This is a genomic window from Anabaena azotica FACHB-119 (assembly GCF_014697625.1).
GTDB classification, from domain to species: Bacteria; Cyanobacteriota; Cyanobacteriia; order Cyanobacteriales; family Nostocaceae; genus Trichormus; species Trichormus azoticus_A.
Genome location: NZ_JACJSG010000045.1, coordinates 63,065 through 75,103 on the forward strand (window position 1 = coordinate 63,065; position 12,039 = coordinate 75,103).

General features: G+C 42.9%; 11 protein-coding genes. 7 read left to right on the forward strand and 4 right to left on the reverse strand.

Annotated features, from left to right (window positions below; all coding sequences use genetic code 11):
- Positions 1-83: 83 nt before the first annotated feature.
- From ssuC to ssuD, 3 genes are all read right to left on the reverse strand, one after another.
- Positions 84-911, reverse strand: a complete 828-nt coding sequence (ssuC, locus tag H6G83_RS26665) for an aliphatic sulfonate ABC transporter permease SsuC (RefSeq protein ID WP_190477656.1) — start codon at positions 909-911, stop codon at positions 84-86.
- An 83-nt stretch (positions 912-994) separates the two neighbouring features.
- Positions 995-1,168, reverse strand: coding sequence for a hypothetical protein (locus H6G83_RS26670; protein ID WP_190477658.1), 174 nt, complete (start codon positions 1,166-1,168; stop codon positions 995-997).
- 61 nt (positions 1,169-1,229) lie between these two features.
- Positions 1,230-2,390: an FMNH2-dependent alkanesulfonate monooxygenase gene (ssuD, locus tag H6G83_RS26675; protein WP_190477660.1), complete on the reverse strand. Its 1,161-nt coding sequence runs from the start codon at positions 2,388-2,390 to the stop codon at positions 1,230-1,232.
- A gap of 908 nt (positions 2,391-3,298) precedes the next feature.
- On the opposite strand from ssuD, the gene H6G83_RS26680 reads away from it, so the two are divergent.
- The 7 genes from H6G83_RS26680 to H6G83_RS26710 all read left to right on the forward strand — a co-directional run bounded on the left by H6G83_RS26680 (position 3,299) and on the right by H6G83_RS26710 (position 11,711).
- Positions 3,299-5,113: an iron uptake porin gene (locus tag H6G83_RS26680; protein ID WP_242044832.1), complete on the forward strand. Its 1,815-nt coding sequence runs from the start codon at positions 3,299-3,301 to the stop codon at positions 5,111-5,113.
- Positions 5,114-5,482: 369 nt separating this feature from the next.
- A complete protein-coding gene (locus tag H6G83_RS26685) occupies positions 5,483-7,084 on the forward strand; it encodes an FAD-dependent oxidoreductase (protein ID WP_190477662.1) in 1,602 nt (533 codons plus the stop codon).
- A gap of 100 nt (positions 7,085-7,184) precedes the next feature.
- Positions 7,185-7,514: a 4Fe-4S binding protein gene (locus H6G83_RS26690; protein ID WP_190477664.1), complete on the forward strand. Its 330-nt coding sequence runs from the start codon at positions 7,185-7,187 to the stop codon at positions 7,512-7,514.
- Positions 7,515-7,531: 17 nt separating this feature from the next.
- Positions 7,532-7,771, forward strand: a complete 240-nt coding sequence (locus H6G83_RS26695) for a hypothetical protein (RefSeq protein ID WP_242044835.1) — start codon at positions 7,532-7,534, stop codon at positions 7,769-7,771.
- A gap of 396 nt (positions 7,772-8,167) precedes the next feature.
- Positions 8,168-9,349 carry an acyl-CoA dehydrogenase family protein gene (locus tag H6G83_RS26700; protein WP_190477666.1) on the forward strand — a complete coding sequence of 394 codons (1,182 nt, stop codon included), beginning with the start codon at positions 8,168-8,170 and terminating at the stop codon, positions 9,347-9,349.
- 174 nt (positions 9,350-9,523) lie between these two features.
- The gene (locus H6G83_RS26705) at positions 9,524-10,345 is read left to right on the forward strand and encodes a class I SAM-dependent methyltransferase (protein ID WP_190477668.1); all 822 of its coding nucleotides are present in this window, start codon (positions 9,524-9,526) and stop codon (positions 10,343-10,345) included.
- A gap of 256 nt (positions 10,346-10,601) precedes the next feature.
- Positions 10,602-11,711 (forward strand): aliphatic sulfonate ABC transporter substrate-binding protein, encoded by a 1,110-nt coding sequence (locus H6G83_RS26710; protein WP_190477670.1) that lies wholly within the window; start codon positions 10,602-10,604, stop codon positions 11,709-11,711.
- Positions 11,712-11,856: 145 nt separating this feature from the next.
- On the opposite strand, the gene H6G83_RS26715 is transcribed toward H6G83_RS26710, so the two are convergent.
- Positions 11,857-12,039 (reverse strand): transposase (locus H6G83_RS26715; RefSeq protein ID WP_190477672.1); only part of this gene is annotated, 183 nt, incomplete at its 5' end.

Below are 12,039 nucleotides of genomic sequence, written 5' to 3' on the forward strand. Positions count from 1 at the left end.
ATCAAAGCCTAATAATTAGAATAAATCACGCTAATTATTTTGGGTTATGACTCCTGAGTTAAGGTGTATGTGACTTTTGACTCTTATTTAAACTGATAATTTGGATTCCATGCCAAGAATTTTCCTTCCAATGTTCTGGCAATAAAATCTGCTAATTTACCAAGCAAAGCATAAATTACAATACTCAAAACTACAACATCTGTTTGCATAAATTCACGAGCATTCATTGCCATGTAACCAAGCCCAGAATCGGCAGCAATGGTTTCTGCAACAATTAGTGTCAACCACATAATCCCCAAGGAAAAGCGGACACCAACAAGGATGGAAGATAATGCGCCGGGAAAAATAATATGCCACAAAAGTTGGGGTGTCTTTAATCCATAAACTTTTCCCATTTCTATCAATCCGGGATCAACACTACGAATCCCGTGAAATGTGTTGAGATAAATAGGAAAGAACACCCCTATTGACACTAGAAATAATCTAGCTTGATCGCCAATACCAAACCACAAAATTACCAGGGGAATTAATGCTAAATTGGGAATGGTGCGAAGCATTTGTAAGGAGCTATCCAACAACTTTTCTGCTAGACGAGAAAAGCCATTGAGTAATCCTAAACTAAATCCAATACTACCACCCACAACAAAACCGGAGATTGCCCTTGCTGCACTAATTCCTATATGTTGAAACAATTCTCCAGTGGAAGCTAATTTAAATGCCGTGAACACTACACCACTTGGTGCTGGTAGGATTCGACTGGAGAGTACTCCCGTTCTAGAAGCAGTTTCCCAAAGGATGAGGACTAAGACAGGCACAATCCAAGGAACTATTTTTTGAAATTGAGGGCTGTCTAGTACCCCAGTTAGGGATACGTTGTGGTAACTTTTAGTGTTTTTGAGAGTAGTAGTCATCGAAACTCCTGGGTCTCTTACCCCGTCCTAGAAGGACGGCTTTACAAAGACTTTAACTGTGCTTGCCTTGGCTCTTGGTAAAATTAGGTTACGGTGAAATGCTCTAAACGCAGGATGTTGACTCGCTTCCAGGCTTTTTGGCAGTAACCGAGTAGATAACGAGTATCTACGAAAATTGAGTCTTGGGGTGCGGAGGTGAGTACACCTTCTAGAAACGTAACCGCGCCTGAAATTCCGCCAACTACACAAGTACGCACCAGATATTGCGGGTAGTGTGGGGAGGGGGATAAAGCCCCGTACCTTTAGGTCGGGGAATGGTTACGACGCACTCGTGGTAGCTACTTCTTTGATTTGTTGAGTAAGTCTCTCTTGGCTGGCAAATTCGCTGAAAGGAGTCACAATTGGCGCTGTCAAGGTTGTAGTGTCATGTTGTAACGGTAGGCGAGGGAATAATAATTCTGCGGTGCGATAGGCTTCTTCTAGATGGGGATATCCAGAGAAGACAAAGGTATCAATTCCCAGTTTTTGATATTCCAACATCCTGGCGGCTACGGTGTCAGGATCGCCAACCAAAGCAGTACCAGCGCCACCCCTAACTAAGCCAATTCCCGCCCACAAGTTGGGACTAATTTCTAGGGCATCGCGTTTACCGTTGTGCAGTTGCACCATACGCTTTTGCCCTTCGGAATCAGATGTTGCATAGGCTTGTTGCGCTTTGGCGATCGCTTCATCATCCACATACTTAATTAACTCATTGGCTGCATCCCAAGCTGCTGATACTGTCTCTCTGACAATGACGTGCAAGCGAATCCCAAACCGCACTGTTCTACCTTGTTCGGCGGCTAGCTGGCGCACTTCGGCAATTTTCTGGGCAACTTGTGCCGGCGGTTCACCCCAAGTTAAATAAGTATCGATATGCTTGGCTGCTACCCGTTTCGCCGCCGCCGATGAACCTCCAAACCACAACGGGGGATAAGGCTTTTGAATTGGTGGAAATAAGAGTTTCCCACCTTTGATATCCAAGTATTTACCTTGAAAATCAACTGTTTCCCCGCTGACAATACCTCGCCAAACTGCTAAAAATTCCTCGGTTAGGTTGTAACGGTCATCATGGCTCAGATGAAGTCCGTCTCCAGCTAGATGCGCGGGGTCGCCACCTGTGACAACATTGACTAATAATCTGCCATGCGACATTCTGTCAAAAGTCGCAGCCATCCGCGCCGCTACACCCGGAGAACTAATTCCAGGGCGAATTGCCACGAGAAACTTCATCCTTTTTGTGACAGGAATCAAAGATGCAGCTGTAATCCAAGCATCTTCACAAAAAGGCCCAGTGGGCAGTAAAGCACCTACATATCCTAAGTTATCTACAGCTTGGGCAATTTGCTGTAAATAATCAGGCGTGGCATCGCGCCCGCCTACTTCTGTGCCTAAATAACGTCCGTCGCGGCTTGTGGGAATAAACCAAAGAATCTGCATTACTGTCAAGCTATTTGATTTCTAAAAGTACGGTTCCTCAGTCAAGTTACCGTACTTTATAGCCAACATATTACATCAAAAATTGTCAAACGGGACTTTTAGTTGATGAAATATCAAAAGTGCGATCGTGAGAGAGAACATCTTCAAGGATGATTCTGACACTTTCTTAACCTAGATGGTTGTAGTGGAAAACACAAGTTTCTACGGAAATGTCATTCTCTAGTTAATTTTAGAGTTCTTACTGACCGCTCGGTCAAAAACCTACCCCTGTCAGATACCCTAACCCCTATAACGAATGGCACGCTTGTTATCGGCAAATCCAATATTCATCTCTGCTTTTGGGGTGTAAGGGTGTAAGGGTGTAGGGGTTCTGCACACTCAAGAACTAATAATTAAATCAAGATGTTTAATAAATACTGTTCTTCTTCTAACCCCTACACCCCTACACCCCTATACCCCTACACCCAGTCAAGCGCGAGAGTTTCACCTTTACAAGCGTGTCATTCACCCCTATAACTTTGTTCAATCTAATCTAGGGTCTTGCATTTTACACATCAGTGTGCAAATATAAATCCACACAAAGTACTAAAAATCAACCGATTTACCGTATTACTTTGAGAACCAAGCTTTTAGACCTAGTTCGCTGATTAAAAATGAAAACGTTCAGCTAAATCTTTAATGCCAGTGAATTGTGCTGAGGAAAACTACCTGCATTGAATCTCCAAAGACGCTTTTTCTAATCGTCAAACGGTCTTGAGATGCAAATTTTTACCTGTCTTAGCAATAACCTAAACCAATTTCTGACTGCAATTTGATTCACAAGATTTAATAGAATTGTTGCTGCCAATATTTCTGTAATCTTGGCATTTTTTGTAACCAAGAATATTGCTTTTGAGAGTTGAGGACTCATGATTAAATTTGGTTGGAATTTTCTAGGGTTAGTGTTTTTTATTACCCTAATAGATGTACTACTGCTATTAATGAGTCCCACAAGAAGCTGGGCAAATACCCCTGAAATTTCTGAATCTTCTGAACCCATAGATTCGTCTATTTTAGCTCCCGTAAAGGATGATAAAACTATACTTGTTCCTGAGTATGTAGAGGAAGATAACAATTATTTTCTGAATCAGGTTACGCCTATTTCAGATATAGTTTTACCTAGTGTAAAAAGTCCTAATACATCTAGGTCGGTAGATCAGGATTCAGAAATAGGTCAGGTTAATTCTGTATCTCAGCTATCGGATGTAAAGCCTACAGATTGGGCATTTGGGGCATTACAATCTCTAGTCGAGCGCTATGGTGTGATTGCTGGCTATACAGATGGTACTTTCAAAGGAAACCGCGCTCTTACGCGCTATGAATTTGCCGCAGGTTTAAATGCAGCCCTAGATCGTCTCAATGAATTAATTGCTACTTCTACAGCAGATTTAGTGAAACGAGAAGATTTAGAAACAATCAAGAAATTACAAGCAGAATTTGCTCCAGAACTGGCTCAACTCAGGGGAAGATTAGATGCCTTAGAGGGAAGGACAACAACTTTAGAAGCACAGCAGTTTTCTACTACAACTAAACTGACAGGTCGAGTGCAGATAGTTACTGGCTCACTTCTATCAGGTAATAACGTCATTACTAAAAGACCTGCTCCCCGCGTAGTTACTCTGCAAAACTCGGTGTCTTTACGATTAAACACCAGTTTTACAGGTAGAGATTCACTAGGCATATCATTGGGTGGCGGAAGTATTGCATCTTTAGGGCAAACAAGAGCGGGTTTACTTGGTACTTACGATGGTAGAACTGCTGATAATGCGAATATTACAAGGCCATTCAATGATTTGTCTGTCGGTGGTCTACGTTATCGATTTCCATTTGGCTCAAAAACCCAAGTTAACATTTATGCCCTATCGGATGGAGCTAATGAACTAGGCTTTACTATTCCGATTAATCCATATTTTGAAAGCAGCTTGGCAACTGGTTCGAATGGGATTTCCCGCTTCTCACGACGAGCTTTAGTCTATAACTATGGAGATAGCGGGGGCGGAATTGCTGTACTCCATAGATTCAATCAACAGTTCCAATTTGGGTTAGCATATAGCGCACCCAATGCTAACAATCCTACAGATAACAATGGCTTCTTTACAGGGCGATATTTAGCTTTGGCTCAATTACTCTACACTAGTCCGGGTAGTAGATTTCGGGCTGCTTTGACTTACGTCAACACTTATAGCCCACCGAATACTCAAGGGCTAAGTGGGACTAACTTTGGCCCAGCCGCCGGAAGTAACTTAGTCAACAGTACTGTACCAGGAACGGGAACGGTAGCCAATCTTTATGGTGTACAAGCGTTCTATCAAGTTAGTCCAAGGTTTGCTATCAATGGCTGGGTAAGCTATGCTGCGCATCGGTATTTGGGTCGCGGTGATGGAAACGCTATGGATTGGGCTGTGGGAATGGCATTTCCGGATCTTGGGAAGAAAGGGAGCCTGGGAGGATTATTCGTAGGTATGGCTCCAAGGATGACTAGGCTGAGTAAAAATGTAGATTTAGGAGCGGGCTTAGGGCAAGCAGATAAAGACCTTTCCCTGCATATCGAAGCATTCTACCAATATAAAATCGCCGATAATATTGAAATTACACCGGGTCTGATTTGGGTGACTGCTCCTGATTCAAATGCAAGCAATCCTGACAGTTTATTTGGTTGGGTGCGGACTGTATTTAGATTCTAATCTGGCAAAAATTGCTGCATGAAAATTTTTCTTCTAAAACACAAGTTTCACATAACTTTGCAATTTGTTTTGAAAAACACTTGCTTTTTGCTGATAGCTGTGAAAGACTTTTGATATAAACTACTGTAATTTGGTCAATTTGCAGTAGTTTATGTCGGAAAAGCTAACTTTACTCGCTATCTGACATAAGGTAAGTACAGAAAGAGAAAACATGAGTATTGTAAATATTAATTCTAGAAAATGTTTTTATCTGCCTGTTCTTGACTAAATTGAACAAATATCTACAGCTTCAGGCGCTAGAAGATGAAGCAAAATTGTATAGCAAGGCATCGATAAGCTAAATACTTTTATCGATGGGGAGAAGAATTGATGCTGAGTAAGTTAACGATTGATTGGGAAGTGGATCTAGAAACAGATGTGTTAGTGGTTGGGGGAGGCCCGGCTGGCACATGGGCGGCGTGGAGTGCTGCATCTAGAGGTGCAAAGGTTGTACTGGTAGACAAAGGTTACTGTGGTACAACAGGATGTGCGGCTGCGTCGGGTAATGGGGTTTGGTATGTACCGCCAGAACCCGAAGCACGAGAAGCAGCAATGGCGAGTCGGGAATCCTTGGGAGGATACTTAGCACATCGCCAGTGGATGAGGCGCGTATTAGATCAGACTTATGCCAACGTCAACCTTTTAGCAGATTGGGGTTATCCCTTCCCTACCGATGATGAGGGTAAACCTTATCGACGAAGCCTGCAAGGCCCAGAGTATATGAAACTGATGCGGCGACAAATCAAACGAGCAGGGGTGAAAATTCTTGATCACAGTCCTGCTTTAGAACTTTTGGTCGATGAAGCCGGAGTCGTCGCAGGTGCAACAGGAGTCAACCGCCAGACAAATAAAGGGTGGCGAGTGCGTTCATTAGCTGTAGTCATTGCCACTGGCGGCTGTGCATTCCTGAGCAAAGCGTTAGGATGTAACGTCCTAACAGGGGATGGTTACTTGATGGCGGCGGAAGCAGGAGCCGAAATGTCGGGAATGGAGTTTTCCAACGCCTACGGCATCTCTCCCGCCTTTTCCTCAGTGACAAAAACCCTGTTTTATAACTGGGCAACCTTTACCTATGAAGATGGTACACCGATTCCTGGCGCAGGTTCCCAACGTGGGCGATCGCTAATTGCCAAAACACTACTCGAACAGCCAGTTTACGCCATCATCGACAAAGCCGCCGAAGAGATGCGCTCATCAATGCGGTTAGCCCAGCCCAACTTCTTCCTACCCTTCGACCGAGCAGGCATAGACCCCTTTACCCAACGCTTCCCTGTCACCTTACGCTTAGAAGGGACAGTACGCGGCACAGGCGGCATCAGAATTATTGATGAAACCTGTGCAACCTCCGTCAAAGGACTCTATGCAGCCGGAGATGCAGCCACAAGAGAATTAATTTGTGGCGGCTTTACAGGTGGTGGTAGCCACAATGCAGCTTGGGCAATTTCCTCTGGTTACTGGTCTGGTGAATCTGCGGCCGAGTATGCCAAAACTTGGGGAAATAAAGGCAACCAACGCCAAGCCCAAGGATTAGGTCAAGCTGCATTCCAACCCAGAACCGCACATCCCCATACTTTAGCTACCGATGAAGTCATTCAAGCTGTGCAAGCTGAAGTTTTCCCCTATGACCGCAACTTATTCCGCACAGAGCAAGGCTTATCAGATTCACTCGGTAGACTAGATTATCTCTGGGGTGAAGTTCGAGATAGTCAGGTGGAAAATAAACAGCTCATCAAAGCTAGAGAAGCGGCGGCAATGGTAGCTACAGCGCGGTGGATGTATAACAGCGCCTTAGAACGCAAAGAAACTCGCGGAATGCACAAACATCAAGACTATCCCCACCAAGATGCTAACCAGCAACATCACCTAATTAGCGGTGGTTTAGATCAAGTGTGGGTGAAATCACAACCAATTGAGAACTTAGTAGGGGTATAGGGGTATAGGGGTACGAGTTGTTGACAATCCCAACACCCCAACACCCTTACACCCTCACCCCCTTACACCCCTATACCCTTCTAAAACTAGGAGCAATACTGTGATTGAGTTGGTCAGTGAGTCTCGGTGTATTAAGTGTAATATCTGCGTAAACATTTGCCCGACCAACGTCTTTGACCTTGTACCTGATGCACCGCCTGCGATCGCCCGAAAAAGTGATTGCCAAACTTGCTTTATGTGCGAATTGTATTGTCCCGTTGATGCTCTTTATGTAGCACCAGAAAGTGATCTGCAAACCTCAGTTAACGAGGCAGAATTGGCACAAAAAGGATTACTTGGAAGTTATCGAGAAAATATCGGTTGGGGGTCAAAACGGACTCCCACAGCCGAAAATGACCAAACATTCCAAATTCTCAAACAAATGAGATAAATCGGCGGAGAAATAAAATGACGATCGCAATAGAACGTCCGCAAAAGTCCAAATCTGCTCAGATCCGCGAAAAACTGGGTTACCCCATTATCGATACTGATGTCCACAAGCAAGAATTTCCGCCAGCATTTCTAGATTATCTAGATCAGGTGGGAGGAACTGCGATCGCCGAAAAGTTTCAAGAAAAGAATCGAGAAACCAGAAGATGTGCGCGATCGCTTCCTCAATCACTTCTACTTCATGGCAATATTATTTAAAAGCTCACGCAAAGGCGCAAAAACGCAAAGAAAGACGCAAAAGAATAACTCTGGAAGTTATGTATTCTGATGGTTCAATTATTCGTGCAAGAAGTCTACTGATAATTGTTAATTGACATATCTAGTCTCTAAATTTTCCATGTTCCGTATCCTCTGTTCACTTGTGAAGTGGGGTATATAAATTCAAAGTTCAAGGAGTTTTAATTTACTTATGGATTTTGAAAAATATTACACCCACTTTGCATTTCTGATATAGCAGTCGCCACATAGGCTAGGACATTGATAAATCATTAAATTACTGCAAGGGCTTTCTCTTGCCTGTCCCCTGTAACCTATCACCTGTCCCCTGCTATATCGCTATTTTTGACAAAAATCTCATTTAAGGATAGGTTGTTTATGGTACTTAATGCTACGCAACCAAAAGACTATATTGATATAGCAGAAGCTGTATCTAAGGAATTAGTACAAACGGCAGTTGCACGGGATATTCAAGCAGGAGTTCCCGAAGAAGAAATTAACAAATTACGTGAAAGTGGTTTATTATCTTTAGTTGTACCCAAGCAATATGGGGGCATTGGTGCAACTTGGATTGATGCTTTAAAAGTGGTGAGAAAGTTATCAAAAGCTGATGGTTCAATTGGTCAGTTATATGGTAATCATCTCAATTTAACAGCTTTGGGTCATGTTTCTGGAACTCTAGAACAGAAGGAAAAATATTATCGAGAAACTGCTAAAAATAATTTATTTTGGGCAAATGCTATTAACACGCGAGATACAAGATTAAAAATTACGCCAGATGGAGAAAATTATCGCTTAAATGGTGTAAAAAGCTTTGCTACTGGAGTTGCGTTGGCTGATTTGCGTGTCTTCTCTGCTGTGCAAGATGGCGTAGAAATACCATTCTTTTTTGTCATTCCTAAAGACAGAGAAGGGTTAGTTTCTAATCAAGATTGGGATAACTTTGGTCAACGTCGGACTGATAGTGTGAGTTTCACATTTAATAACGTCTTAGTTTACAAGGATGAGATTTTAGGGCCACCCAGTCCCCCTGATAATGCTTTTGCAACTTTCTTGGGAATTATTGCCCAATTAACCAAAGTTAACGTTTATTTGGGAATTACCAAAGGGGCTTTTGCAGCAGCGCGGGAGTACACACAAACCAATACTAAACCTTGGATTACTTCTGGTGTAGAAACTGCTACACAAGACCCATATATTCTGCATCATTACGGAGAATTTTGGGTAGAATTACAAGCAGCATTCAGTTTAGCAGACAAAGCCGCCCAACAGGTGCAAGTAGCTTGGGAGAAGGATGTGGCGCTGACTCCAGAAGAAAGAGGAGAAGTGGCGATCGCAGTTTCCGCCGCCAAAGCCCTAGCCACCCGTGTAGGTATAGATATTACCAACCGCATTTTTGAAGTCACAGGTACACGCGCCACAGCCACCAAGTACGGTTTCGACCGCTACTGGCGAGACTTACGTACATTCACCCTCCACGACCCCGTAGACTACAAACTCAGAGATATAGGTAATTGGGTTCTTAACAAAGAATTACCGCCTGTGACTCAGTATTCTTAGGGTGAGGTTATAGGTAACAGGTTACAGGTTACAGGTTATAGGTTATAGTCAATCTCCCCTGTCGCCTATCCCCTATATTCAAGCTGTCTACTCGCTAACTCGTAGGGTGGACACAATTTACTGTTCATCCTACTTATCTAAATTTCTCAACCAATGACCAATGACTAATGACAAATGACTACAATAAAAACACTTCCAACTTACGACCCAACATTATTTGAAGGTGCTGCTGAAGGTTACGCTCAATATCGAACCAAGTACCCACCTGTTGTATTTGCCAAATTAGCGGAAATATTTAACCTGAACGGACAAGGGCGACTCCTCGATTTAGGCTGCGGGCCTGGTTTAATAGCTATTCCTTTCGGGGAGTATTTTGAGGAAGTCGTTGCTGTTGATCCAGACCCAGATATGATCAAAGAAGCTCAACGACAAGCCACAGCAATACAGGCAAATAATATTACTTGGTTGAACCAAGGCGCAGAACTAATCGACTCTAGTTTAGGCACATTCAGGTTAACTACTATTGGTAGAGCCTTCCACTGGATGCAAAGAGAACTTGTACTTGAGCGTCTTTACCCATTGCTATCTGATGATGGGGGAATAGCTTTACTCAACACCAACGAAAACCCTTGGGAAAGCCAATTACCTTGGAAACAAGCTGCTATTGGAGTTGTCAAAAAATGGCTGGGTGAACAAAGAAGAACTGGACAAAGGGGACAAGGTGTTCGTAAACCAGTAGATCCGCCTCATCAAGTGGTAATTGCCAATTCGGCCTTTGCTCGTCAAGAATTATTTGAAGTTCCTTTCGAGAAAACCTGGACAGTCTCCAGCTACCTTGGCTATTTATACACCACAGCCTTCGCTCTAAAGATTTTCTTTGGTGATAACGCTCCCGCATTTGAAGCCGACTTGCAAGAAGCATTACTAGCAGTTGAGCCTTCTGGAGAGTTCACAGAAGAAATCAAAGTAACAATTTTGGCAGTTTGGAAGCGTTAGTTGTTAACAGTTAACAGTCAACAGTTAACAACTTTAGGACTTACGCAAGTATCATAATCAAACTAAATGTAGGGTGCGTCAGCCCCAATAATCTCGTACACATCAAAGGATTTTCCATATCTGACGCACCCTACCCCAAGTGCCAGTTGCGTAAGTCCTAAACTTATCAGTTTTCTATCCCTTGAGTCGCCTGGGGTGGATTATATCTGCCCCTCTTCCTAATTTTTAAAAGATTTTGACCACCTATAAAAAACCCATGTCTTTATTTAAACCAAAATTTCAATTTAAAAAAGGTTTAAAAACAACACGCCGTTCGTTGTTATTTATGTTGGGTTATGGCTTAGTGCTATCAACTACACTATCGAGTTGCAATCAAGCCGAGCAAACAACTCAACAACCAGCGCCTACAACTACTGCTATTAGTAACGAACAACCGAAGACAGATAAAGTAGTACGGATAGTTCGTTCTAAACAATTATCTGCTTTGGCAGTTTTGGAAAAACAGGGCTCATTAGAAAAGAGGTTAGCACCCTTGGGTTATAAAGTTGAGTGGCATGAGTTTGCGGCTGGACCGCAACAATTGGAAGCCCTCAATGCCAACGGACTTGATATTGCTTCCACAGCAGAATCTCCACCTATTTTTTCTCAAGCCGCAGGCGCACCCCTGGTTTACTTAGCCACTACCCGTCCCAGTGGTAAATCTGTTTCGCTGATAGTACCTACAAATTCTCCTATTAAAAGTATTGCTGATTTGAAAGGCAAAAAAGTTGCTTTTCAAAAAGCTTCAATTGGTCATTACCTATTAGTAAGGGCGTTAGAAAGTGCTGGTTTAAAACTGAGTGATGTGCAGTCAGTGTTCTTACCTCCCCCAGATGCGAATGTAGCCTTTAGTCAGGGTAAGGTAGATGCTTGGTTTATTTGGGAGCCATTTGTTACCAGAAATGCAAAAAATAAAGTAGGTCGGGTTTTGGTGGATGGTGGTAGTTTACGAGATACGGGTAATTTTTACTCAACATCTCGTCAGTTTTATCAAGCAAATCCAGAAGTAATCAAAATATTTTTAGAAGAACTAGAAAAAGCTGATCTCTGGACTAGAGATCATCCTCAAGAAGTGGCACAGTTACTTGCGCCTGTGACTCAGCTTGATGTGCCTACGCTAGAAATTATGCACGAAAAGTATGATTATGGTTTGTTGCCCATTACTGAACAAGTAATTAACAAGCAACAGGAAGTAGCAGACAAATGGTATAGTTTGGGACTGATACCGAAGAAGGTGAATGTGAGAGATGGATTTTTAACACCTGAAGAATACGCCAAAATCACACCGTCAGATGTTATTGCTCGTTCCACCAATTCCCCGAAATAAAAAAAGAATGTGACAGATACCGTGTTCAAAACCCTTACGCCCCAAAATCAATGTTTTGCGGTAGTGTCGAGTTAGCAACAACCAACAACAAGCTGAACTGTAACACTGTGTCTGACCAAAAGAATGGGATACAAGCCCCGTCGTTCTACGACGGCTTTTGTTGATTTCTGATGTACTCCTTTAAGATATCTAAAGGCGCACCTCCTATAGACACAGCAAAATAACTAGGACTCCATAAAGCCTCTTTGTGGGGTTTTTTATATCCAGCTTGTCCATATCTACGACTGGAAACACCTTTCAAAGCGTTCACAATTTGAGAGATAGACAA